The 23907-nt window shown below is 72.9% G+C and carries 17 protein-coding genes and 1 pseudogene; 10 read left to right on the top strand and 8 right to left on the bottom strand.

Translation table 11 applies throughout. The features are described from left to right. Positions 1-2 precede the first annotated feature (2 nt). The 4 genes from QNO09_RS13540 to QNO09_RS13525 form a co-directional block, all read right to left on the bottom strand. The gene (locus QNO09_RS13540) at positions 3-2468 is read right to left on the bottom strand and encodes a sensor histidine kinase (RefSeq protein ID WP_283970395.1); all 2466 of its coding nucleotides are present in this window, start codon (positions 2466-2468) and stop codon (positions 3-5) included. A 185-nt stretch (positions 2469-2653) separates the two neighbouring features. Continuing rightward, positions 2654-3658 carry a substrate-binding domain-containing protein gene (locus QNO09_RS13535; RefSeq protein ID WP_283970394.1) on the bottom strand — a complete coding sequence of 335 codons (1005 nt, stop codon included), beginning with the start codon at positions 3656-3658 and terminating at the stop codon, positions 2654-2656. 540 nt (positions 3659-4198) lie between these two features. Next, positions 4199-4645: a DUF6114 domain-containing protein gene (locus QNO09_RS13530; RefSeq protein WP_283970393.1), complete on the bottom strand. Its 447-nt coding sequence runs from the start codon at positions 4643-4645 to the stop codon at positions 4199-4201. Further along, positions 4645-5319 (bottom strand): DUF6230 family protein, encoded by a 675-nt coding sequence (locus tag QNO09_RS13525; RefSeq protein ID WP_283970392.1) that lies wholly within the window; start codon positions 5317-5319, stop codon positions 4645-4647. Before QNO09_RS13525 ends, QNO09_RS13530 begins: the two co-directional genes overlap by 1 nt. Positions 5320-5998: 679 nt before the next feature. Between QNO09_RS13525 and QNO09_RS13520 the strand changes: the two genes are divergently transcribed. Then, positions 5999-6640 (top strand): Tat pathway signal sequence domain protein, encoded by a 642-nt coding sequence (locus QNO09_RS13520; protein WP_283970391.1) that lies wholly within the window; start codon positions 5999-6001, stop codon positions 6638-6640. 18 nt (positions 6641-6658) lie between these two features. On the opposite strand, the gene QNO09_RS13515 is transcribed toward QNO09_RS13520, so the two are convergent. Further along, a complete protein-coding gene (locus QNO09_RS13515; protein ID WP_283970390.1) occupies positions 6659-7588 on the bottom strand; it encodes a lytic polysaccharide monooxygenase in 930 nt (309 codons plus the stop codon). A 360-nt stretch (positions 7589-7948) separates the two neighbouring features. Between QNO09_RS13515 and QNO09_RS13510 the strand changes: the two genes are divergently transcribed. The 5 genes from QNO09_RS13510 to QNO09_RS13490 all read left to right on the top strand — a co-directional run bounded on the left by QNO09_RS13510 (position 7949) and on the right by QNO09_RS13490 (position 15380). Beyond that, on the top strand, positions 7949-9748 hold the full coding sequence (locus QNO09_RS13510) for a S8 family peptidase (RefSeq protein ID WP_283970389.1): 1800 nt from the start codon (positions 7949-7951) through the stop codon (positions 9746-9748). 288 nt (positions 9749-10036) lie between these two features. Then, on the top strand, positions 10037-10684 hold the full coding sequence (locus tag QNO09_RS13505; protein WP_283970388.1) for a ScbR family autoregulator-binding transcription factor: 648 nt from the start codon (positions 10037-10039) through the stop codon (positions 10682-10684). Between the two features lie 55 nt (positions 10685-10739). Then, positions 10740-11930, top strand: coding sequence for a damage-control phosphatase ARMT1 family protein (locus tag QNO09_RS13500; RefSeq protein ID WP_283970387.1), 1191 nt, complete (start codon positions 10740-10742; stop codon positions 11928-11930). Between the two features lie 177 nt (positions 11931-12107). Then, positions 12108-14273, top strand: a complete 2166-nt coding sequence (cyc2, locus tag QNO09_RS13495; RefSeq protein WP_283970386.1) for a germacradienol/geosmin synthase Cyc2 — start codon at positions 12108-12110, stop codon at positions 14271-14273. A gap of 540 nt (positions 14274-14813) precedes the next feature. Then, positions 14814-15380: a PDZ domain-containing protein gene (locus QNO09_RS13490; protein WP_283970385.1), complete on the top strand. Its 567-nt coding sequence runs from the start codon at positions 14814-14816 to the stop codon at positions 15378-15380. A gap of 9 nt (positions 15381-15389) precedes the next feature. Here QNO09_RS13490 and QNO09_RS13485 read toward each other — a convergent pair. Further along, positions 15390-16144, bottom strand: a pseudogene (locus tag QNO09_RS13485) (phosphodiesterase). A 184-nt stretch (positions 16145-16328) separates the two neighbouring features. Here QNO09_RS13485 and QNO09_RS13480 point away from each other — a divergent pair. Together QNO09_RS13480 and QNO09_RS13475 are read left to right on the top strand one after the other, a co-directional pair. Beyond that, positions 16329-17456: a M24 family metallopeptidase gene (locus tag QNO09_RS13480; RefSeq protein ID WP_283970384.1), complete on the top strand. Its 1128-nt coding sequence runs from the start codon at positions 16329-16331 to the stop codon at positions 17454-17456. A 46-nt stretch (positions 17457-17502) separates the two neighbouring features. Next, positions 17503-18501, top strand: coding sequence for an aminoglycoside phosphotransferase family protein (locus tag QNO09_RS13475; protein WP_283970585.1), 999 nt, complete (start codon positions 17503-17505; stop codon positions 18499-18501). A 73-nt stretch (positions 18502-18574) separates the two neighbouring features. Here the strand turns inward: QNO09_RS13475 and treZ are convergent, their stop codons facing one another. Continuing rightward, on the bottom strand, positions 18575-20320 hold the full coding sequence (gene treZ / locus QNO09_RS13470; RefSeq protein ID WP_283970383.1) for a malto-oligosyltrehalose trehalohydrolase: 1746 nt from the start codon (positions 20318-20320) through the stop codon (positions 18575-18577). Between the two features lie 173 nt (positions 20321-20493). Between treZ and QNO09_RS13465 the strand changes: the two genes are divergently transcribed. Together QNO09_RS13465 and QNO09_RS13460 are read left to right on the top strand one after the other, a co-directional pair. Further along, positions 20494-21045: an FHA domain-containing protein gene (locus QNO09_RS13465; protein WP_283970382.1), complete on the top strand. Its 552-nt coding sequence runs from the start codon at positions 20494-20496 to the stop codon at positions 21043-21045. Between the two features lie 176 nt (positions 21046-21221). Continuing rightward, positions 21222-22577: a M14 family zinc carboxypeptidase gene (locus tag QNO09_RS13460; RefSeq protein WP_283970584.1), complete on the top strand. Its 1356-nt coding sequence runs from the start codon at positions 21222-21224 to the stop codon at positions 22575-22577. Between the two features lie 63 nt (positions 22578-22640). On the opposite strand, the gene QNO09_RS13455 is transcribed toward QNO09_RS13460, so the two are convergent. Continuing rightward, a complete protein-coding gene (locus QNO09_RS13455) occupies positions 22641-23891 on the bottom strand; it encodes a M14 family zinc carboxypeptidase (RefSeq protein ID WP_283970381.1) in 1251 nt (416 codons plus the stop codon). Between the last annotated feature and the right edge of the window lie 16 nt (positions 23892-23907).

Below are 23907 nucleotides of genomic sequence, written 5' to 3'. Positions count from 1 at the left end.
CGTCAGCGGTCGGCGGGCGGAGTCGGGGGGACGGGACCGGCGGCGGCCTGCCCGGGTGCCGCGGCCGCTTCCACGTCGTACGGCGGCTCGGCGTCGTCGTCACGGGCCCGGAGCGTGCCGCGCTGGAAACCGGCCAGGGAGGACGCGGCGGCCTCCGCGGTGAAGTCGTCGAGGGAACCGTCGTCACCGGCGGGCGCCGCCTCCTCGCGCAGCTCCTCCACCAGGCTGGTCTGCGGCACCCTGCGGGGGAGCGGGGCGAGACCGTCCCGGCGGGGGACGACCTCGCGCGTGGCGGACGGGGCGGTGGAGGCGGTGCGGGCCGTGACGAGGGGACGGGGCTCACAGGCGGCCCCGGCGGCCCCGGGAGTGTCGGAGCGCTGCGGCGCCTGACTCGGCTCGGCGTCCATCGCACCCCGTCCTTCCGCCACCGGTGTGCCCTCAGGGGTGCCACCGTTCTTCGCACCGCCGGCCGGGACCGCGAGGCCGTCGACCCCGGCTCCGTCCGAGGCGGTCCCTGCCCGCTGCGCCCCGCCGTCCGCGATCTCCCGCACCACGATCTCGTGCGGTATCAGCACGATCGCCGTGGTCCCGCCGTACGGCGACATGCGCAGGGTGACGGCGATGCCGTGCCGGTGGGCCAGCTGGGCGATCACGAACATGCCGAGGCGCAGGTCGTCGGCGAGCGCCACCACGTCGAACTTCGGGGGTACGGCGAGCTGTTCGTTGAAGGACGCGTAGTCCTCCTCCGACATGCCGAGGCCGCGGTCCTCCACCTCGACGGCCAGGCCCCTGGCCACCATCCCGGCCCGCACCGTGACGGGGCTCGGGGCGGGGGAGTACGCGGTCGCGTTGTCGATGAGCTCGGCCAGCAGATGGATGACGTCCGCCACCGCGGGCGGCGCGACGTACACCTCCTCCTCGGTGAGCACGTCCACCCGCTGGTACTCGGCGACCTCCCCGACCGCGCTGCGCAGGATGTCCATCAGCGCGACCGGCTCGGTCCAGCTGCGGCCGGGCCGTTCGCCGCTGATGATGACGAGGTTCTCCTCGTAGCGGCGCAACTGGCTGGCGGTGGAGTCGAGTTCGTACAGACCCTTGAGGATGTCGGGGTCGGTGTGCTCACGCTCCAGCGTGTCGAGTTTGCTCAGCTGGAGGTTGACCAGGTTCTGGCTCTGCCGCGCGATACCCAGGATGATCTTCTGGAAGCCGCGCCGGGTGTCGGCGAGTTCGACGGCGGTGTGCACGGCCGTGCGCTGCGCGGTGTTGAACGCGCGGGCGACCTGGCCGAGTTCGTCGTGACCGTAGTCGAGCTCGGTCGTCGCCGACTCCGGATCGACCGTCTCACCCCGCTCCAGCCGCGCCACCACGTCGGGCAGCCGCTCCTGTGCGAGGCTGACGGCGGCCCGGCGCAGGCCGCGCAGCCGCCGGGACAGCGAACGGGTGATCCGCCAGGACATGCCCACGCACACCAGCAGCGCGAGCAGCCCGCCGGCACTCAGCAGCGCCGCCTTGAGCAGCAGGGCGTCCGCCTTCTCGGCACTGCGCTCCAGCAGCCCCGCCGTCTGCTGCTGGATGAGGCCCGCGTACTCCTCGGACAGCTTGTCCATGGCGGTGTTCCACCGCTGCCGCGCGTCCGGCAGGGCGATCCGGTCGGCGGAGGCGCCGGAGTGGCGGGCCGCCAGCACCTGGTCCTCGACGGACTGCAGCGTCTGCCACTGCGGACCGGCCAGGATGCGCTCCGTCTGTGTCTTCGCCTCGCCCGTCAGCTGCGGCACGACCTGGTCCTGGACCAGCCAGCGCCGTGTGTTCACCAACTCCGTGAACCGCGTCCACGCCTCGTCGTCCAGATGCCCGGACGGCCAGGCCAGGGTCAGCTGCGCGTCCTCCTGGGAGACCAGCTCCGCCGCGTGCTCGAGACCGATCAGCGGGCCGGCCTGCGAGGTGAGGTCGCCGTCGTCGACCTGGGACAGCTCCTGGAAGGCGTGGATCTGGTCGTCGATGATCGAGGAGTACTGGTCCAGCGCCTGCTGCGCGGTGATGTCGGTCGGGTCGTCCACCTGGTCCCGGTAGTACTCCAGGCTGCCCACCGAGCCCAGCACCGAGTACAGCCGGTCGGATATGCGGGAGGGCGCCTTCTCGATCGCGTCCGCCTGCCCGACCAGCTTGGCGACCGCCTTGTCGGTCTCCTCGCGCTGCGCGTCGAGGGCGGTCCGGGAGCCCTTCGGCGAGGCCAGCCACGCGGCCGACAGACTGCGCTCCCGCTGCAGCGCGAGCGTCGCGTCGGTGCCCATGGCGCCGGTCGACCGGCTGAGGTCCGTCTGGTCGCGCAGCCGGAGGCCCTCCGAGAACATCTGGATCGTCGTCACGCCCCACATGGCGGCGAGGGTGACGCCGGGCACGAGGGCCAGGAGCACCAGGGAGAGGCGTATGGAACCGAGACGGCGCCGGGTACCTGTCCGTCGAGACATCGTCGTCCTAGGGGCGATCAGCGGCGGGTGGGGAACGGGGAGGGGTCGGGGGGTGTGGGGGACGGGCGCAGGTGTGGTGCCTTCCCGGGCATGGCACATGGGATGCGCAGGATGTTATCCGTACAAGTGGACGTACGGGCCGGGCCTGACCGAATCTTTGGCGACACCGTCACAGGAAGTTCCGGTCACCGGGTCCCGGCGGCTGCGAACCGCGCCACGACGGACACGTTCGACCTGGTCACGAAGGCGGGACCGGTGAGCACCGGCGCCGTCCCGCCGCCGCTGACGTTGCCGTTGGTCCGGTACAGCCACAGGGCGTCCACCGCGAGATAACCCTGCAGATACGGCTGCTGGTCCACGGCGAACTGCACCTGGCCGCTCTGGACCGCCTTGACCAGGTCCTTGTCGAGGTCGAAGGTGGCGACCTGGGCCTTGCTGCCGGCCTGCCGCACCGCCTTGACGGCGCTGAGCCCGTACTGGGCGCCCAGCGTGACGACTTCGTCGATGCTCGAGTCCTGCCGCAGCCGGGCCGCGATCGCGGCGGTCACCGCGTTCATGTCACTGCCGTCCACGTACAGGTTGTCGGTGGCGCCGCGGAACGTCTTGCGCACACCGGCGCAGCGGGCCTCCAGCGCCACGTTGCCCCGCTCGTGCACCACGCACAGGGCGTGTTCGGCCTTGAGGCCGTCCAGCTTGTCGCCGACGGCCCGGCCCGCGACGGACTCGTCCTGACCGAAGTACTGCAGGAGCCCGGCCGGGCGCCAGGCGTCGATACCGGAGTTGAGCCCCACGACGGGGATGCCGGCCGCCTTGGCCTGGGCGACCGGGCCGCGCATCGCCGCCGGCTTGGCCAGGGTCACCGCGATGCCGTCGGCCTTGTCGCGGACCGCCTCCCGCATCAGGTCGGCCTGGGCGGCCGGGTCGGCGTCGCTGACGTACGTCAGGTCGACACCGTCCTTGGCCGCCGCCACCTCGGCGCCCCTGCGCACCAGATCCCAGAAGGCGTCGCCCTCGCCGCCGTGCGTCACCAGGGTGACCTTCATCCCGCCGCCCGGCCCGTCCGCCGTGTCCGGCCCGTCGTCGGCCGCGCCGAAGGGGGAGCAGCCGGACACCAGCAGGCACAGGGCGGACGCCAGGGCCGCGAGTCGCGTGCGTCTCACGGAGGTGTGCGGCGGGGGAGGAGTGTTCATGAGGGGCGGACCTCGCTGTGCGGCCGAGCAAGAGCAGGGTGAGAGTGCAGAAAGGCCGCAGGGTGTGCACGGCCGGATGACTCTCGCTGGCCCGGAGCCAACCGTGTGTGACCACCGGTCGTCAAGTGAGCGCGCACATGCAGTGAGTTGATGGTGCCGCATCGTGATGATCTGTCCGACGGGTCGAACAACGGCGCCGGGGGTAGCTCTCACCTCGGCTTTCCGTACCGTCCGTGCGGTTCGGCCGCCCCGTGGACTGGGGCGGCGCCGGGCCTCCGCTCGCGATCACCGCCACCGCGACCGGCTCCGGCTCGGGGCGCCCGCACAGGCCGGCCGTCTACGGCGAGAACACGCTGCCGGACCCGGCCCGATCGCCGGGCCGCACCATGCGGATCCTCCAGAGCGAGGCCAGGGTCCTGAAGAGGGAGGGCGGTTGCGGCGTGGCCCCGGGAGCAGCCCCGGGCCGCCACGCCGGTGACCGCCGGACAGGGCCGGTAGCGCGGCGGGCCCCGCGTGCCGGGAGCCGCTTCACCACAGGACTCAGGGCTGCCCCACCGGCGCCGGGGCCGCGGTCTTCGCCGCCCGGGCCTCCTTCCGGCGCTGCCTGCGGCTGACGCGGGGTTCCTGGTCCGGGAGCCAGCCGAAGGCGAGGCAGCTGCCGGCCACGCCCAGGAGCAGGCCGACGAAGAAGCCGCCCAGGTTGGAGGTCAGCCAGGTGCCCAGGGAGACCAGCACCCCGACGACCGAGTAGAACAGGCGCTGAGCGGGGTTGACGAGGATCAGCACGCCACACAGCAGCATCACGGCCGGGAGCAGGTAGCCGGCCAGGCCCTGCATGCCGACGTGCAGGATGACGTCCAGCGACGCCTTCAGGGTGAGCAGGACCTCCGCGCCGCCCAGGGCGAGCAGCAGCCCGCCCCAGAACGGCCGGCCGGCCCGCCACTGCCCGAAGGCGGGCCGGAACCCCTCGCGCGGACCGCGCGGCATCAGCAACCCGATCCGCTGAAGCCCAGCTTCAGTCCGGGCAGTTTGAAGACGCCGGCCGTCGTGGCGTAGTTGGTCTGCCGCAGGTTGGCGATGTGCACCGTGTCGGACTGCTGGCTGAACACGCCCTTGGGTCCGCGGCCCTTCGGCCCGGCCTTGTCGAGCGTGCTGGCGTCGTTGCCGATCTCGATGTTGTTGAACGCCGCGTCACCGGTCAGCTCGGTGGAGTCGGTCGTCAGATCGCTGGCGGTGACCTTCTGCGCCCCTTCACCCGCCCTGATGACCAGGTTCGTGCCGCCCAGGTCCACGCTCTGGCACAGCTTGGTGAGGGACGCGTTCTTGATCACGGACGTGACGACCAGCACCTGACCGCCGGTGTCACCCGCGTTGGGGCTGCCCTCGGCCATCTCGTCCAGGCCGCCGAACTGCGCGAAGCCGGTGCCGTTCAGCTCGGTCGCGGTGACCGTGAACGGCATGCCGGAGATGGCGAACTGGACGCCCAGCGCCCCTTCGGCGGTGAGGACCGCGAGGCCGGCGGCGACCAGGGTGGCCGGCACCGCCATCACCGCGGCCCGGCGTGCCCGGACCCGCCCGCGTCGCGCGGGAGCGTCGCTGCCGGTGTCCGGGGCGGCGGCGCCGTCGGCTCTCTCGGGGGTGTGTTCGGCGGAGGAGGTCATGTCTGCTCCAGGTGCGGGTGGGTGCGGATCGGGACGTCGGTGGCCCATTGCCCTGGCGCGGACATCGACGGCGTACGCACATCCCCCGCAACTCCCGGCGGTTGCAAGGGCTTTCTGGTTACGCCGCAGTAGCCATCGAGGAAGTTACCGGCGGTTACATCAAGGGTCAAGGGAAGTGTGAACAAAGAGTGTCGATTCTGCGCCGCAGGTGAGTCACCGATGCCGTGAAAGGCTCAGCCGGCTCACAACTCCGTTGCGGGGCCTTGACGTTGACGGAGACGCAGGTCTACAACTCTCCTCGTCCCACCGGATCCGTGGCGCCGGATCCGTGGCGCCGGATCCGCCGCGCGGCACCGTCCGCGTGCCCCGGACCCGCTCGTCCCCGTACGGGCAGCTCGTCACCCGGTGCGTCCGCACGGACAGCTCGTCACCCGGTGCGTCCGCACGGGCTTTCCCTCGCCCGAGTCCCCCCGCCACGGCACGGCCGCTTCCGTGGAGCCGTGCCACCAGCCACCCCCCGCCCGGCCCGGCCGCAGGTCCCTTCCCGTGTGGGCCTGCGGCCGGTGACCGGCCTGCCGTTGCCGGCCCGTCACGTACGGAGAAGGCGTGACGAGCCGGCAACGGCGGACGCCCGGCGCACCCCCACCCCACACCCCCGCTATGAAAGAGGTACACCCGCATGCGTACACGCACCCTCCTCGCCCTCACCGCCACCGTCGCCGCCCTGGGCCTCGCCGCCCCCGCCTCCGCGGCCGACACCCCCGTCCTGACCACCACCGACGGCGCGGCCGTCGCGGTCGGAGACGTCCTCGACGCGTCCCTGGCGAGCGGCACCGCCGCCACCTTCTACTCCAGCGCGACCGGCACCAGCGGCATCTCCTGCACCAAGTCGGCGTTCTCCGCCACCGTCACCGACAACCCGGCCGCCCCCGGCACCGCCACCGAGTCCCTGACCCAGCACAGCTTCGACACCAGCGGCTGTAGCACCAACGTCGTCGGAGTCCTCGGCGTCAGCGGCATCACCGTCGACAACCTGCCCTACACCACCAGCGTCTCCTCCGACGGCAACGTCTCCGTGACCCCGGCCGCGGGCTCCACCGTCCAGTCCACCGTCAAGCTGCGCACGCTGCTCGGCTCCATCACCTGCGTCTACCAGGCCCCCGGGCTGACCGGCACGGCGAACAACGCCGACAACAGCATCTCCTTCAGCAACCAGCACTTCACCAAGGTGTCCGGCTCGTCGCTGTGCTTCGCCAACGCGTTCTTCACCGCCAAGTACGCCCCGGTGACCGCGGGCGGCGTCGCCGTCCACGTCAACTGAACCGCGGGGTCTATTGGTTCAGCGTCGCCGTAGCCGTACGGCCAGGGCGGCGCCGCCGGTGAGCAACAGCACCGCCGCGGCGCCGCCCGCCAGCATGGGCGCGGACGGGCCGGAGGCCTGGCCGGAGGTACCGGCCAGGGGCGTCCGGTCGCCCCGGGGGCGCGAGGTGGGGGTGTGCGCGGCAGGGCCGGCCGCCGGCTCCTTTCTCACCGCCTCCCCCTTCCGCTCGGGCTGCGGCTCCTGCGCCTCCCGCGGCTTCTTCCGCTTCTTCTCCCTCTCCTCCGTCGGCTGCGGCTCCTTCTTCTTCGTCTCCGGGAACTCCACGTCCGAGCACGAGTAATAGGTGTCCGGCGTGCTGCTGTTCTGCCAGACCGTGTACAGCACGTGCCGCCCGGCCCGGTCGGACGGCAGTGTCGCCTCGAAGCGGTACGCGCCGTCCGTCAGGGCCGGGTCCGTCGCCTCCGCGAACGGCTTCCCGGGGAGATCGGACCAGGACAGCGGCCCGGACGGGTCGTAGCCGGGCTTCGTCAGATACATCCGGAACGTGCCCGCGTGCGGGATCGTCGAGACGTACCGCATCGTGAGCGTCGCGCCGGGTGTCACCCGCGTCGACGGCCAGTCGGCGCGGGCGAGATCGAGTCCCCGGTAGGCGGGCAGCCCACCGCTGCACAGCTTCCCGTCGGGGACGACGTCGCGGTCCCGGCCGTTCACGTTCGCCACCCGCAGGTTGTCCCACGCCGTGAAGGGCGCCCCGTTCGCGGCGACGGCCGCACGGCACGCCGCCGAGCCGGCGCGGTCACCGCCCTCCGGGGAACAGGCCACCACCCGGCTGACCGGGTCCGTCGGCGCGCCGTGCGCCCGGGCCGTCCCCGCCGTCCACAACGGCAGCAGCAGCGGTGTCACGAGAGCGGCCGTGAGGGCGGTGCGGTGTGCGGGTCTACGAGACATCCGTCTGCGTCTCCTCGGCCGGGGCGGTGACGTTCGGTATGCAGTACGGGAAACCGGCCCGGTGCGTTCATCACGCCACGACCTGCTCGAAAAGGGTCCATTGAGCGCTCAACTGCCCGCCATAGAGGGTCGCGTGGCGACCGGATCGAGGGTTTCCCCCGTATCCCGATGACCTTCCCTTTGCCTATCGTTCGAGCACAGCTGACCCACAGGTAACCCCGAACGGGTCAGCGGCTGTCTCGCGCCTGGCCGGCCATCGCGTCGCTCTTCGCTTTTCGAACCACCCCCCTCCGCTTCGAGGACGAAGCGACTCCACCGCCGCTCCGCCCAGCCCGGAGTCCGGCCACGAAAGGCAACGCCGTGCGTATCTCCCCAGAGCTCCGACGGAAGCTGATATCCGTCGCCGTCGTCTCCACGGCCCTGCTGACCGCAGCCCCCGCCTCGGTCGCCGTCGCCCGCGAGTCCGTCCCCGCCCCGGCCGCCGTCCCGGCCGCACAGACCGAGGCCGCCCCCGGCACCACGGCCGAGCGCCTCATCGTCGGCTACAAGTCCGGCGCCGGCGAGGCCACGTCCAACAAGGCCGCCGCCGCCGACGCCGCGGCCAAGGCCGAGAAGACGGGCGAGGACGTCGACTTCCAGCGCCGCCTCGGCACCGGCGCCGCCCTCGTCGACCTGGGCGCCGACACCACCCGGGCGTCCGTCGCCGACGTCGTCGCCGCGTACCAGGCCGACCCGCAGGTCGCCTACGTCGTTCCGGACCGCCTGAACAAGCCGACGGCCGTCACCCCGAACGACGCCGAGTACAGCAAGCAGTGGGACCTGTTCGAGTCCACCGCGGGCATGAACGTCCCCGGCGCCTGGGACACCACCACCGGCAGCGGCGTCACCGTCGCCGTGATCGACACCGGCTACGTCGCCCACTCCGACCTGGCCGCGAACATCGTCGGCGGTTACGACTTCATCTCCGACCCCGCCGTCGGCGTCGACGGCAACGGCCGTGACAGCAACCCGGCCGACCCGGGCGACTGGTACAACGCCAACGAGTGCGGTGCGGGCATCCCGGCGTCCACCTCCTCCTGGCACGGCACCCACGTGGCCGGCACCATCGCCGCCGCCACCAACAACGGCAAGGGTGTCGCCGGTATCGCCTACGGCGCGAAGATCTCCCCGGTCCGTGTCCTCGGCAAGTGCGGCGGCTACGACTCCGACATCATCGACGCCATCACCTGGGCGTCCGGCGGCAGCGTCTCCGGCGTGCCCGCCAACACCAACGTCGCCAAGGTCATCAACATGAGCCTCGGCGGCGGCGGGGCCTGCTCCACCGCCACGCAGAGCGCCATCAACGGCGCCGTGAACCGAGGCACCTCGGTCGTCGTCGCGGCCGGCAACGAGAACCAGAACGCCGCCAACTCCTCCCCGGCGAACTGCAACAACGTCATCACCGTCGCCGCGACCAACCGCGCGGGCGGCCGGGCCTCCTACTCCAACTACGGCTCGGCCGTCGACATCGCCGCCCCCGGCGGTGAGACCCGGACCTCCACGGCCAACGGCATCCTGTCCACGCTGAACTCGGGCACCAAGACGCCGTCGAGCGAGAGCTACAAGCACTACCAGGGCACCAGCATGGCCGCCCCGCACATCGCGGGCCTCGCCGCCCTGATGAAGTCGGCCAACTCCGCCCTCACCCCGGCGCAGATCGAGTCGGCCGTCAAGGCCAACGCCCGTCCCCTGCCCGGCACCTGCTCCGGCGGCTGCGGCGCGGGCCTCGCGGACGCCGCCAAGACGGTCCAGGCCGTCAAGGGCGGTACCTCCACCGGCACGACCTTCTCCAGCACCACCGCCGTCGCCATCCCGGACGACGGCGCGGCGATCGAGTCGTCGATCAGCGTCACCGGCCGCAGCGGCAACGCCCCCTCGGCTCTCCAGGTCGGCGTGGACATCACCCACACCTACCGCGGTGACCTCCTCATCGACCTGGTCGCGCCGGACGGTTCGGCGTACCGCCTGAAGTCCGCCGGGTCGGACTCCGCCGACAACGTCAACACGACCTACACGGTGAACGCCTCCGCCGAAGTGGCCAACGGCACCTGGAAGCTGCGCGTCCAGGACACCGCGGCGCAGGACACGGGGACGCTCAACAGCTGGAAGCTGACCTTCTGAGCACTCTGATCCTCTTCGGGGAACGCTGAACAAGGCAGGCCACACAGCGGGCGGGCCGGCCGGTGCGGATGGGGCACCGGCCGGCCCGCCTTTGCGTTCGGCCCCACATCCCACCGTTAGATACCGAACCCGCTGTTTCTTTTCACCGGTCGCGTTTGTTTTGCCGGATGTGCACCCGCACTCCGGCATACTTGTGTGATGAGGGCCGTCTCAGGGTGAGTTATCGTGTACGGGGGGTAAAAACAAACGGCATGACCCGTTCATTTCCGTCCCGGGAGAGTTCAGTCGATGGCGAGGCAGTTGCGAGCCGAGCAGACCCGCTCGACGATCATCACGGCCGCCGCCGACCTGTTCGACCGTCGCGGCTACGAATCGACCAGTCTCAGCGACATCGTGGAACACGCCCACGTCACCAAGGGCGCCCTGTACTTCCACTTCGCGGCCAAGGAGGATCTCGCCCACGCGATCCTCGAACTCCAGTCGCACACCGCTCGCCGGCTGGCGACGGAGACCGACCATCGCGGCCACACCTCCCTGGAGGCGCTGATGCGCCTCACGTTCGGCATCACCCGCATGTCCGTCGAGGACCCGGTGCTGCGGGCCGGTCTGCGGCTCGCCACGGGCGGGATCCGGCCGCGGCCGCCCCTGAGCCACCCGTTCACGGAGTGGCTGGACATCGTCACGGCCCGGCTCGTCGGCGCGGTCAAGGAGTCCGACGTGCACCCGGACATCGACATCGACGTCGTGGCCCACTCGCTGGTCTGCTTCTTCGTCGGCACCCGTGTCGTGGGCCGCTCCCGCGAACCGGTGGCGCGCCAACCCCGTCGGACGGCCGAGATGTGGAACATACTCATCCGTGGCCTGGTCCCGGTGACCCGCCGCGCCCGCTATCTGAGCCTGGCCGCGCGTCTGGAGCGGGAGATCGCACCGGTGTGACCGGAGCGCCGGGCGGCTCGTCCGGTACCCGCGCACGCGCGTTACGGTGAGGCCCATGCCCGACATCCCCTCCGCCCCCGTGCTCCTCGGCAATCAGCCGGGCTCCTTCCCCCACAGTGTGCTGGCCGAGCGGCACCCCGCGATCATCAAGCAGGTCCGCGAGGCCTTCCCGTACGAGCCGGCCCAGCACCGCGCCCTCGACGAACTCCTCGCCAACTGCACCGAGGGCACGATCGAACCCCTCCCCGCCGACGCGCCCGACCGGGATCACTGGGAGAGCTGGGGACTTCGCGCGTACACCGGCCGGTCCTGGTTCGACGTACCGTGGCTGTGGTCCGAGAGCTGGTTCTACCGCCGACTGCTCCAGGCCGTCGGCTACTTCGGCCCGGGCCCCTGGCAGGGCATCGACCCCTTCCGCCCCTTCAAGCGCGCCGAGCTCGACTCCGCCGAGACCGACGAGGAACTCGCCGCACTCGACGACCTCACCGGCCGGCCCGCCGCCGAACAGGCACAGGCCCTGCTGCACGGCTCCCTCTGGGGCAACCGCGCCGACCTCGGCTTCCGCCTCTCCGCCGAGGGCGCGCGGGACGCGGACGCCGCTCCCGGCCTGGTGGCCGACGACAGCGACCGGCTCTGGTCACTGCTCGACACCCCGGGCCCGAGGGACGGCACCCTGTGCCTGGTCGCCGACAACGCGGGCCGCGAACTCGTCCCCGATCTCCTCCTCATCGCCCATCTCCTGGACAGCGGCCGCATCGGACGGGCGGTCCTGCACGTCAAGCCGTACCCCTACTACGTCTCCGACGCCACCACCGCCGACGTCGTCGACGCCCTGCGCCGGCTGACCGGCGCCGGGGGAGCGGCCGCCGCGTACGGGCGGCGGCTGTGGTCCGCCCTGGCCGACGACCGTCTCGCCCTGCGCGCCCATCCCTTCTCCTGTGCCCCGCTGCCGTACCAGGAGATGCCCGGCGATCTGCGCGCGGAGTTCGCGTCGGCCACGCTGACGATCGTCAAGGGCGACCTCAACTACCGCCGTCTGGTGGGCGACCGGCGCTGGGCCCCGACCACCTCCTTCGCGGACGTCACCGGCTACTTCCCCGGCCCGGTCGCCGCCCTGCGCACCCTGAAGTCCGATGTGATCACCGGCCTCGGCGCGGACACCGTGGCCGCCCTCGTCGCGGCGGAGGACCACCGCTGGCGCACCAGTGGCACGCACGCGCTGATCCAGGTACGGGACGCCCGGTAGAGATCCGGGTACGGGAGGCCGGGTAAGGGGGCGGTGGCACCTTCGGCCCGCAGGGCCTTGAGGGGCGAACGCCACAACGGCCGCGTGGAGAGCCCGCATTCGCCTCCGATTCACGCGATGGTGTGATCATGTCCGGCCCGGCGGATGCCGCCGCGGGGCGCCGGGTAGGGCCCGGCCATGACGCAGCCGTTCGAACTCCCGCACTTCTACCTGCCGCACCCCGCGCGGCTGAACCCGCATGTCGACGAGGCCCGTGCCCATTCGACCGAGTGGGCGCGCGAGATGGGCATGCTGGAGGGATCCGGCGTCTGGAAGCGGGCCGACCTCGACGCGCACGACTACGGCCTGCTCTGCGCCTACACCCACCCCGACTGCGACGCCCCCGCCCTCTCCCTCATCACCGACTGGTACGTGTGGGTCTTCTTCTTCGACGACCACTTCCTGGAGATGTACAAGCGCAGCCAGGACCGCACCGCCGGCAAGGCCCACCTGGACCGGCTGCCCCTGTTCATGCCGCTGGACCTGTCGGCCCCCGTCCCGGAACCGCGGAACCCGGTCGAGGCGGGCCTCGCCGACCTGTGGGCGCGCACGGTACCGACGATGTCCGAGGACTGGCGCCGCCGCTTCGCCGTGGCCACCGAGCACCTGCTGAACGAGTCCATGTGGGAGCTGTCCAACATCAACGAGGGGCGGATCGCCAACCCCGTCGAGTACATCGAGATGCGCCGCAAGGTCGGTGGCGCCCCCTGGTCGGCGGGTCTCGTGGAGTACGCGACCGCCGAAGTGCCCGCCGCGGTGGCCGCGACCAGGCCGCTGCGCGTGCTGATGGAGACGTTCGCCGACGCCGTGCACCTGCGCAACGACCTCTTCTCCTACCAGCGTGAGGTCGAGGACGAGGGCGAGAACAGCAACGGCGTGCTCGTCCTGGAGACCTTCTTCGGCTGCACCACGCAGCAGGCCGCCGACACCGTCAACGACATCCTCACCTCCCGCCTCCACCAGTTCGAGCACACGGCGTTCACCGAAGTGCCCGCGGTGGCCTTGGAGAAGGGGCTCGGACCGGACGAGGTCGCGGCCGTGGCGGCGTACACGAAGGGATTGCAGGACTGGCAGTCCGGCGGCCACGAATGGCATCTGCGCTCCAGCCGCTACATGAACGAGAACGCGGTGCGCGGCGGCGGCCCATGGCCGGGATGCACCGGCATCGGCACCTCCGCCGCCGACGTCCGCGCCCTGCTCGCGACGGCGGGAGCCGACCGTCTGCGCTCCTACACGCACGTGCCGTACCAGAAGGTCGGGCCGTCGCGGATCCCCGACATCCGCATGCCGTTCCCGCTGGAGCTCAGCCCGCACCTGGACCACTCCCGCCGCAGCCTGCGCGCCTGGGTGGAACGCATGGGCATCCTCGCCGAGGGCGTCTGGGACGAGGACAAGCTGCGGGCCTACGACCTCCCGCTCTGCTCGGCCGGCCTGGACCCGGACGCCACGCCCGAGGCCCTCGACCTCAGCGCGCAATGGCTCGCCTGGGGCACCTACGGCGACGACTACTACCCCCTGGTCTACGGCCACCGCCGCGACCTCGCCGCCGCCCGCCTGACCACGGCCCGCCTGTCCGACTGCATGCCGATCGCCCAGGAGGAGCCGCCGATCCCGGTCAACGCCATGGAGCGCGGCCTGGCCGACCTGTGGGCGCGCACCACCGCCGAGATGACGCCCGAGACACGGCGCACCCTCAAGGACGCCATCAACGTCATGACCGAGAGCTGGGTGTGGGAGCTGTCCAACCAGCTCCAGAACCGCGTGCCCGACCCGGTCGACTACCTGGAGATGCGCCGGGCGACCTTCGGCTCCGACCTCACCCTCAGCCTGTGCCGGATGGGACACGGCCCGGCCGTCCCGCCCGAGGTCTACCGCAGCGGCCCGGTCCGCTCCCTGGAGAACGCCGCGATGGACTTCGCGTGCCTCCTGAACGACGTCTTCTCGTACCAGAAGGAGATCGAGTTCGAAGGGGAGATCCACAACGCGATCCTCGTCGTGCAGTCCTTCTTCGGCTGCGACTACCCGACCGGGCTCGGCATCGTGCACGACCTGATGAGCCGGCGCATGCGCCAGTTCGAGCACGTCGTCGAGCACGAACTGCCCATCCTGTACGACGACTTCCAGCTCACGCGGGAGGCACGCGCGGCGATGGGAACGTATGTGGCGGACCTGCGGAACTGGATGTCCGGCATCCTCAACTGGCACCGTGAGGTGGACCGTTACAAGGACGCGTGGCTGTCCCGCCGCGCCCACGGCTTCCTCCCGGACCGCCCCCCGGCCGTGCCGGTGCCCGTCTTGCGTTGAGGCGGGGGTGGCGCTCGGGGTGCCGGGTTGGCTTTCCCGTTCCTGCGGGGCCGTGCCGGTGCCCGTCTTGCGTTGAGGCGGGGGTGGCGCTCGGGGTGCCGGGTTGGCTTTCCCGTTCCTGCGGGGCCGTGCCGGTGCCCGTCTTGCGTTGAGGCGGGGGTGGCGCTCGGGGTGCCGGGTTGGCTTTCCCGTTCCTGCGGGGCCGTGCCGGTGCCCGTCTTGCGTTGAGGCGGGGGTGGCGCTCGGGGTGCCGGGTTGGCTTTCCCGTTCCTGCGGGGCCGTGCCGGTGCCCGTCTTGCGTTGAGGCGGGGGTGGCGCTCGGGCTGCCGGGTTGGCCCTCCCCTTCCGCGGCTCGTACCGCATCCGGCGACCGGGTGCGATGCGAGCCGTGTCCGCGTTCCGCGCTTCTCCGTGACCGCGCCGGGCCCCGTTCAGTCTCACTCGTTCGTGACTCGTCGGCCGCCGATGTGCCGGGTAGAGCACCTGCCGTGATCGCTCCGGGATCCGCCGGAGGCGATCGGCACCATCCGGAGGTGAGCCATGGAACAGACAGCGCTGAGACCCAAGCCGATGCCGGGTCAGGAACCCGGGTCGGCCGCGCCGGCGACGGGGCCCGGCCCGTCACGGCCCCGCCCGCACGCCGCCCGGCGACGTGGCCGGCGGCTCCTCAACGTCCTGCTGGCGGGGTTCGCCGGCGCGGTCCTGGTGCTGTCGGGGATCGGCCTCGGGGCGATGGGCGTCACCGTGGCCGGCCAGGACGGGCGCTTCGACCCGCGGGCCTGGCGCACGCCGTCGCTCCCCGGCCCCGGCCCCTCGCCCTCCGCCGCTCCCGCCGAGCCCGTCACCGCGACCCTCGGCGTGCAGGTCATGGACGCCCGCAAGCCGGGTGCCGTGGTCGTGGGGCTGCACGTCCCCGGCCCGGCCCAGGCCGCCGGTCTGGTGCGTGGCGACGTCCTGCTCGCCTTCGGCAGGACCCGGATCGACACCGCCGCCGATCTGGTCCGGGCCGTCGCCCGCGCCCACCCTGGTTCCGAGGTCAGGCTGACGGTCCGCCATCGCGGCGGCGGTTACGAGCAGCTGACGCTCGTACCGGCGGTCGCCGCGTGAGGCGCGCCCTCAGGTCACGACCCGGAAGTGGCTCGTGAGCCGCCCCGAGTCGTCCAGGACATGGAACGCGTACCCGGCGGCGCGTCCCGGTCCGCGACCTGCTCGCCCTCCCAGGGCAGCCGCAGCGTCCACGTCACCCCGGGCCCGACGGCGAGCGGCCGCCCGGCGAACATGGTGGCGGCGGGGGTGTGGGCGTGGCCGGTGATCAGCCCGGCGACCTGGGGGCGGCGGGCCAGCAGGACGGTCAGCCGGTCCGCGTGCCGCAAGGGGTGGGCGTCGGGCAGGGGGTGGTTCAGGGGCACCGGCGGGTGGTGGAACGCGAGCAGGGCCGGAAGGCCGTCGTCGAGTCCGTCGAGGGTCGTCTCGATCCAGTCGTACGTCTCCTCGTCCAGTTCCCCGTCGTCGCGGCCCGGCACGCTGGAGTCGCACATGAGCACCGCGCCGTCGCCGAAGACGTGCACGCTGTCGACCGGCCCCCCGGCCCCGGGCCGGCCCAGCAGCGCCTTGCGGTAGGCGGTACGGCTGTCGTGGTTGCCGGGGCAGGTCAGTACCGGGAACGGGGCGTCGCCGGTGTGCAGCCCCAGGATGCGGGCCGCCTCCTCGTACTCCGGCTCCGTGCCGTGGTCCGCGATGTCCCCCGTCACCAGCAACACGTCCACGTGTCCCGGTGGCTCCCACAGGCGGTCGCGCACCCGCTCGGCGCGCTCTGTCGCCCGCGCGCTCCCGTCCAGATGCAGATCACTGATGTGCGCGAGTACCAGCACCGTCGTACGCCCCCTTGTCGATAACTAATGGAAGACAAGTATCTAAGCATTAGAGCTAATGCTCCAGCAGCGCTCTGGCGTTAGGCAGGGTGCCCGGGCCGAATACCCGCGGACGGCTCGCGCCGCCCCCTCCGGGCGGGCAGGATGCTGCCCGTAGCCCCTTCGTCCGTCCTGGGAGGCCCGGATGACCGGAAGCACGGCCGCGTCGTTCACCGCCGGCGACTACCGGGCCCGCATGGAGCGGGCCGCGCGCACGGCCGCCGAGGCAGGCCTCGCGGGCCTGCTGGTGACCCCGGGACCGGACCTGGTGTGGCTGACCGGCTACACGCCCCCGGCGGTCACCGAACGGCTCACCCTGCTGGTCCTCGCCGCCGGGCAGGACCCCGTCCTCGTCGTCCCCGCCCTGGAGGCCCCGGACGCGCGCCGGGCGGCCGGGGCGGCCGCCCTGACCCTGCGCGACTGGACCGACGGCAAGGACCCCTACGCCGCCACCGCCGCACTCGTGGACTCCAAGGGCCGGTTCGGCATCAGCGACAACGCCTGGGCCCTGCACCTGCTGGCCCTCCAGCAGGCCCTGCCCGGCAGCTCCTACGCCTCGCTCACCGAGGCCCTGCCGATGCTGCGCGCCGTCAAGGACGCGGCCGAACTGGACCTCATGGCGGCTGCCGGCGCCGCCGCCGACGCGACGTTCGAGGAAATCCGGAACCTGCCCTTCGCCGGCCGCCGGGAATCCGAGGTGGCCGCGGACCTCGACCGGCTGCTGCGCCGGCACGGCCACGAGCAGGTCGACTTCACCATCGTCGCCTCCGGCCCGAACGGCGCCAACCCGCACCATGAGGCGGGCGACCGGGTCATCGCCCGCGGCGACATGGTCGTCCTCGACTTCGGCGGCCTGCGGGACGGCTACGGCTCCGACACCTCCCGCACGGTCCACGTCGGCGAACCCGCCGACGAGGAACGCCGCGTGCACGCCCTCGTGCGCGAGGCCCAGGAGGCCGGCTTCCGCGCGGTGCGGCCCGGTGCCGCCTGCCAGGACGTCGACCGCGCCGCCCGCGCGGTCATCACCGACGCCGGCTACGGCGAGTACTTCATCCACCGCACCGGACACGGCATCGGCGTCACCACGCACGAGCCGCCCTACATGATCGAGGGCGAGGAGCGGCCCCTCGTGCCCGGCATGTGCTTCTCCGTGGAACCCGGCGTCTATCTGCCAGGCCGGTTCGGGGTCCGCATCGAGGACATCGTCACCGTCACCGAGGACGGCGGCCGACGCCTGAACACCACCACGCGCGAGCTGGTCATAGTGGAGTGAGGCCCCGATGTCCCCAGCCCGCCTCCCGAACGGCAACGGCACGATCATGACCCAGGCACCCACACCCACCGCGGACACCGTCCGCCGGCTCGTCCTCTCCCTCCTCCAGGACGGCAAGGAGGGCAAGGACGCCCGGGACGCCCAGGACGGCAAGGACGCCCGGGGCGGCAAGGACTCCCGCCCGGGCGGGAGTGGCCCCGGCCCCGACGTCCGCCCCGCCACGCCGGGCACCGATCCCGTCACCTGGTGGGTCGGCACCCGCCACGTGCTGCGCCTGGCCCCCGACCGCGAGGCCTCCCTGCGCCAGCGACGTGAGCTGCGCCTGCGCGACCTCGTCCGCCCGCACGTCCCGATGGCGGTGCCGGCCAGCGTCGCGCACGGCGAGTGGGAGCCCGGGCTGGCCTACACGCTGGACACCAAGGTGCCCGGCGGCTCGGGGGAGGAGCACGACGTGTCCGCCGTCGGAGAGGCCGACCTCGCCGCGCTCCTCACGGGCCTGCGCGAGGTACCGGTGCGGCAGGCCGAGACGCTCGGCGTGCCGCGCGCCGCGCCGCGCTCCCTGGAGGCCCTGCGCCGGGCCGCCGTGCGCGCCGCCGAACGCCTCGCCGCAGCCGACGAGTTCGACGCCGCACGCCTGAACCAGCTCACCCCGCCCGCCGCCGCCCAGCTCGCCGCCCAGCCCGGGACGGCGGTCCTCACCCACCACTCCCTGACCGGCGGCCACCTCGTGGTCAGCGCCGACGGCCGGGTGCGCGGCGTGCTCGGCTGGGCCGGCGCGGTCGTCGGCGACCCCGCGGAGGACATCGCGGGCCTCGCGCTCGCCGTCGGCTCACCCGCCGCCGTCCGCGCCGCCACCCTCGCCGGTTACGGCGCCCGCCCCTGCCTGCGCGGCCTGTGGCTCGCCCGCTGCGACACCGTCGTCCATCTCGCCGAGGCCCTCACCGGCAAGGACACCGCCCTCCCGGGGACCCGGCTGCGCCGCGCATGGGAGCCGATCCTGCTGGAGCGGGTGACGGACCTGGGGGACGCGGACGACGCCCTGTAGCGGGCCGGGCACCCCGTCCCGCACGGCTGTCATCGAGGGGCGCGACGCGAACCCGCGCCGACCCGCCGGGCGCTCACTCCCGCAGCAGCACCACGCCCGACTCCCCGGACAGCCGCACCACCCCGTCCGCCCCGGGCGGGTCCACCGGCTCCCACGCGGCCAGCACGCTCGCGTGGGGTACCCCGAGCGGCAGCTCGGCCGCCCCGGGGGCCAGGTTCACCGCCACCAGCACGTCTCCGCGCCGGAAGGCGAGCCAGCGGCGCTCCTCGTCGTAGGCCGCCTTGGTGTCCGCGAGGTCGGGGTCGGTCAGGTCGGGCTGCTCGTGGCGCAGGGCGAGCAGCCGCCGGTACCAGGCCAGCACGCGCGCGTGCGGCTCGCGTTCCGGCTCGGACCAGTCGAGGCAGGAGCGGTCCCGGGTCGCCGGGTCCTGCGGGTCGGGAACGTCCTCCTCCTTCCAGCCGTGCTCGGCGAACTCCCGCCGCCTGCCCCGCCGTACGGCGTCCGCCAGCTCCGGGTCGGTGTGGTCGGTGAAGAACTGCCAGGGCGTGCCCGCGGCCCACTCCTCGCCCATGAAGAGCATCGGCGTGAACGGCGCCGTCAGGACCAGCGTGGCCGCGCACGCCAGCAGCCCGGGCGAGAGAAGGGCCGAAAGCCGGTCGCCCTGGGCGCGGTTGCCGACCTGGTCATGGGTCTGGCTGTAGCCGAGCAGCCGGTGCCCGGCCACCCGCGTGCGGTCCAGCGGGCGCCCGTGGTGCCGCCGGCGGAAGCTCGAATAGGACCCGTCGTGGAAGTAGCCGCCGGTGAGGGTCCTGGCGATCCCCGCCAGCGGGGCACGCGCGAAGTCGGCGTAGTAGCCCTGCGACTCGCCGGTCAGCGTGGTGTGCAGGGCGTGGTGGAAGTCGTCGTTCCACTGCGCGTGCAGCCCGAGACCGCCCTGCGCGCGGGAGGTGATGAGCCGGGGGTCGTTCAGGTCCGACTCGGCGACCAGGAACAGCGGCCGGTCCACCTCCTCGGCCAGCGCGTCGACGGCGGTGGAGAGCTCCTCGAGGAAGTGATGGGCGCGCGTGTCCACCAGCGCGTGCACCGCGTCCAGGCGCAGTCCGTCGAGCCGGTAGTCCCGCAGCCACGCCAGCGCGCTGCCGATCAGGAAGGCGCGCACCTCGTCCGAGCCGGGCGCGTCCAGGTTGACCGCCGCGCCCCAGGGGGTGTGGTGGGTGTCCGTGAGGTACGGCCCGAAGACGGGCAGGTAGTTGCCGGAGGGCCCGAAGTGGTTGTGCACCACGTCGAGCACCACCCCCAGGCCGAGCGCGTGGGCCCGGTCGACGAAGCGTTTCAGCGCCTCGGGACCGCCGTACGGCTCGTGCACCGCCCACAGCGAGACGCCCTCGTAGCCCCAGCCGTGCGTGCCCGGGAAGGGGCACAGTGGCATCAGTTCCACGTGGGTGACGCCCAGTTCGGCGAGATGGCCGAGCCGCTCGGCGGCCGCGTCCAGGGTGCCCTCGCGCGTGTACGTCCCCACGTGCAGCTCGTACAGCACCGCGCCGGGCAGCGGCCGCCCCCGCCACCGCGCGCGCCACGCGTACCGCTCGTGATCGACGACGGCGCTCAGCCCGTCCGGGCCGTCCGGCTGCCGGCGCGAGCGCGGATCGGGCAGCACGCGACCGTCGTCCAGCGCGAAGCCGTACCGGGACCCGTCGCGCGCCTCGGCCTCGCCCTTCCACCACCCCGCCCGTTCCGGATCGCGTTCCAACGCGCGTGTGACGTCGTCGCACCGGAGCGTCACACGGCCGGCCTGTGGTGCCCACACCTCGAACTGCACGGACGGTTCCCCTTCGTCTGCTCACCGTGATGTAGCCCGTCCATGGTGCGTCAAACGAGATCAATCCGCCGGTGCATCCACCCTTTTGCGGCGGGTCTCGCCGGTTACGCGCGCGTGGCACCGGGTTTCCCGCTTTCTGGACAGCCCGGCCGCGCTGCCCGACAATCACCAGGGTGACGTCGTCCTTCGAGTTCAACACGTTCCCCGCGCGGCTCTCCGACGCGGAGCGCGACCGGGCGCTGAAGGTACTCCGTGACGGCGTCGCCATGGGCCGCCTGTCCCATGACACGTTCGTCCGGCGCATGGAGCTGGCGCTCGCCGCCCGCCGCCCGGACGAACTCGCCGTGCTCACCGCCGACCTGCGCACCGAGAGCCGGTTCTCGCGCCTGGTGTTCGGCACCGTCGAGGCGGTCTCGGGCTTCACCGTACGCATGCGCAGGGCGTGGCAGTCCGAGCGGCTGCCCAAGCTGCTGCTGCCGCATCCCTCGCACGGCCATCCGCTGCGCATAGGCCGCGACCCCGCCAGCGGACTGCGCCTCAACCACGAGACGGTCTCCCGCGTGCACGCGGAACTCCGTCACCAGGGGGGCCTGTGGGTCCTGCGCGATCTCGGTTCCACCAACGGCACGACGGTGAACGGACGGCGTGTCGTCGGCGCGGCCGTCGTGCGCGAGGGGGATCAGGTGGGCTTCGGCCGGATCACGTTCCGGTTGTCGGCCGGCTGACCGGAAACAGAGCCTCGCCCCAGCGCTGGCCTGGGCATGACCGCGTGCCGGTCGCGGAAGCGTGGCCGAAACGCCTTTGCCGTTCACGGTGTTGACGTACCCCTGAAGTCGTGACTGACTGTGCGTACGCCATCTACACCTGGTGAACCGACGGCACCGCATGGGGGAGGTGTGCCCTGCCGCCCCTCCCGCGCTATCCGACCGTCGACGAACTGGGCGCCCGGGCCACCGCCCTCGTCGCCCGCCACCCCCGTGACGCCCGGTTGCGCCGGGTCGGCACGTCCCGCGCGGGCACCCCCCTATGGCTGCTCTCCGTCGGCCACGGCAGCCGCCAGGCCCTGGTCGTCGCCGGCCCTCACGCCAACGAACCGGTGGGCGGCGCCACCGTGCTGCGCCTGGCCGAGCGGACCTTGGCCGACCCGCGGCTCACCGAGAGGGCCGACGCCACCTGGAACCTGCTGCTGTGCCTCGACCCGGACGGTTCGCGCCGCAACGAGGGCTGGCTGGCCGGCCCCTACACGCTCGGCCGGTACGTCCGGAATTTCTTCCGGCCCGGCTTCTTCGAGCAGCCCGAGTGGCTGCCCGACGGCGCGGCCGGTGCCGCCCTGCCGGAGACCCGGGCCCTGCTCGGCCTCCAGGACGAACTGCGCCCGTTCCTCCAGTGCTCCCTGCACGGCGTGGACATCGGCGGCGGCTTCGTCGAGCTCACCCACGACCTCCCGGGCTTCGACCGGCGTCTCGCCCACATCGCCGCCCGGCTCGGCATCCCCCGCGAACTGGGTGCCTACGACGCCCTGTACTGGCCCGGCCTCGGGCCCGCCGTCTACCGCATCCCGCCGCCGCGCCGGGCCGACCTGGCCGCGGCCATCACGGAGGCCGCCGTCGAGTCCACGTGGTTCCACCCCTACCGGCACGGCACCGTCACCGCGGTCGTCGAGGCGCCCATGTGGGGCGTGACGGCCGTGGCGGACGACTCCCCGCCCGCGGACCGGGACGCCGTGCTGCGGGCCGTCAGCCGCATCCTGCGCCACGACACGGGCCTCCTTCGGCACCTGCTGACCCGGATCGGACCGCACCTCGCCGACGTGCCCGACGCGGCCCGCCTGCTCGCCCCGGTCGACGACTACCTCCTGGTCTGCCCCGGCCTCGCCGACGCCTGGGACCCCGACACCGGTGACAGCCCGGCCCACCCCCTCCCCGCGCTGAGCACCGCCCACCTCGTCGCCCTGCGCATCTCGGGGCGGCGGCTCGCCCTGCGCACGGCGGGACTGTTGCACCAGCTCGTACGGGCCGCCGGCAGCGACCCGGCCGGGGCGCTGCCGGAGCTGGACCGGCTGATCGACGCGTGGTGCGCCGACTACCGCGACGGCTGCCGGGCGCGCTGGATCCCGGTGGCCCGCCAGGCCGAGTACCAGATGCGCGTGGTGCTCGCCGCGTTCGAGCTGGCCGGACGGCACGCGCCCGCGTGCTCGGGCTCGGGCTCGGGCTCGGGCTCGGGCTCGGGCGAGACCGTGCCGGTGCAGCGGGACTGAGAACGCGGAACGGCCGGGGCGCCCCGCGGTGTCCGGAGCACCCCGCCGCGCGGACCCGCGACGCTACGAAGCCCTCTCGCGGGCGTGCAGCGCCGCCGCGACGACCGTGCGGGACTGGTGCTCCACCTGGTGCTCCAGGGGCACCCAGCGGGCGCGGAAACGTTCCGCGAATGCGTCGCTCCACGTCGAGACGAGCCCCTCCAACTGCTTCGCCGCCTCGTCGTCGGTCCCGCGCAGCACCCGCAGCAGCATGGCCGCCGCCCGCAGCGGCACGCGGCGCGCGAAGGCGTCCACACTGCCGACGTACGCGCGGGTGAGATCGGCGGGCGGAGTGTGGACCAGGTCCGCGGCCAGACCCGGCACCAGCTCCAACCCCCACCGGGCGGCCCGCAGCAACGGCCCGTCCAGGTCCGCCAGCCGGGGCAGCGCCCCGTCGAGCACCCGCGTCACCTCCCGCGCGTCGCTCTGCAGCCGGCGCGCCAGCCGCCCGATCGCCGCCGCCGGAGCAGGATGCGGAGCCGGGTCGTCGACCAGGTCGCTCGCCCACATCGGCACCTCGACCACCGCGGTCAGCCCGCCGTACCGGTGGGTGTGGTACCAGGTGCTGTGCCGCGCGTCGTCCGGCAGGCTCGGGTACGCCGGCCCGATCTCCGGCGCGGGCATGACGTGCACGCCCGGCCCGGACGCGGGCCAGCCCGCGGCGTCCGACGCACCGGTCTCCACCGGGATGTGCAGCTCGGCCGCCGACTTCGCGAACGGCTCGGCGAGCCCCGGGACGTCCTTCGTCAACTGCACCCAGCTGCCGCCCAGGTCCGTGCCGTGCAGCGTCACCTGGAGGTAGGGGCGCAGCTCGTCGATGACGCCCGTCAGGGCCCGGGTCTCGGGCGGCAGTCGGTCCGGCGGCAGCAACGACGGCGCCCACTCGGGCTGCTCCGGGCCCGCGGGGCGGAAGAAGCCGAGGTGGTAGTCGAAGAGGCTGCGCGGCGCCGGCGTCACATGCAGGCTCGCCCCGTCGGGGTCCGCGCACAACAGGAAGTGCCACGCGATGCCGTCGCGCAGCTCCCGCTGCTCCAGGACCCGCCGGGCGAGCGCGAGCAGGGTGCAGGAGCCGGTCGGCTCGTTGGCATGGGCGCCGGCCACCACCAGTACCGCGCGAGGGGCGCGGCCTACGGACAGCAGGTGCAGAGGTCTGCCGGCGCGTGAGGCACCCACCTGCCGCAGGGTGCACACTCCGGGGCGCTGAGCGGTCAACGCCCGGGCAGCAGAGACCTGTTCGGTCACCGTCGGGTAGCGCAGCTCCGGCAGGACACTCACCCCCGTCACATCCGCC

The sequence above is a fragment of the Streptomyces sp. 378 genome (assembly GCF_030124145.1).
In the GTDB taxonomy this organism is placed as follows: domain Bacteria; phylum Actinomycetota; class Actinomycetes; order Streptomycetales; family Streptomycetaceae; genus Streptomyces.
Note: the sequence above shows the minus strand (reverse complement) of the source record. Positions and strands in the feature narration are given on the sequence as shown.

Bases quoted from the DNA above. Each gene is read 5' to 3' on its own strand.
- QNO09_RS13540 (WP_283970395.1), bottom strand. From the start codon at position 2,468: ATGTCTCGACGGACAGGTACCCGGCGCCGTCTCGGTTCCATACGCCTC.
- QNO09_RS13535 (WP_283970394.1), bottom strand. From the start codon at position 3,658: ATGAACACTCCTCCCCCGCCGCACACCTCCGTGAGACGCACGCGACTC.
- QNO09_RS13530 (WP_283970393.1), bottom strand. From the start codon at position 4,645: ATGCCGCGCGGTCCGCGCGAGGGGTTCCGGCCCGCCTTCGGGCAGTGG.
- QNO09_RS13525 (WP_283970392.1), bottom strand. From the start codon at position 5,319: ATGACCTCCTCCGCCGAACACACCCCCGAGAGAGCCGACGGCGCCGCC.
- QNO09_RS13520 (WP_283970391.1), top strand. From the start codon at position 5,999: ATGCGTACACGCACCCTCCTCGCCCTCACCGCCACCGTCGCCGCCCTG.
- QNO09_RS13515 (WP_283970390.1), bottom strand. From the start codon at position 7,588: ATGTCTCGTAGACCCGCACACCGCACCGCCCTCACGGCCGCTCTCGTG.
- QNO09_RS13505 (WP_283970388.1), top strand. From the start codon at position 10,037: ATGGCGAGGCAGTTGCGAGCCGAGCAGACCCGCTCGACGATCATCACG.
- QNO09_RS13500 (WP_283970387.1), top strand. From the start codon at position 10,740: ATGCCCGACATCCCCTCCGCCCCCGTGCTCCTCGGCAATCAGCCGGGC.
- cyc2 (WP_283970386.1), top strand. From the start codon at position 12,108: ATGACGCAGCCGTTCGAACTCCCGCACTTCTACCTGCCGCACCCCGCG.
- QNO09_RS13490 (WP_283970385.1), top strand. From the start codon at position 14,814: ATGGAACAGACAGCGCTGAGACCCAAGCCGATGCCGGGTCAGGAACCC.
- QNO09_RS13480 (WP_283970384.1), top strand. From the start codon at position 16,329: ATGACCGGAAGCACGGCCGCGTCGTTCACCGCCGGCGACTACCGGGCC.
- QNO09_RS13475 (WP_283970585.1), top strand. From the start codon at position 17,503: ATGACCCAGGCACCCACACCCACCGCGGACACCGTCCGCCGGCTCGTC.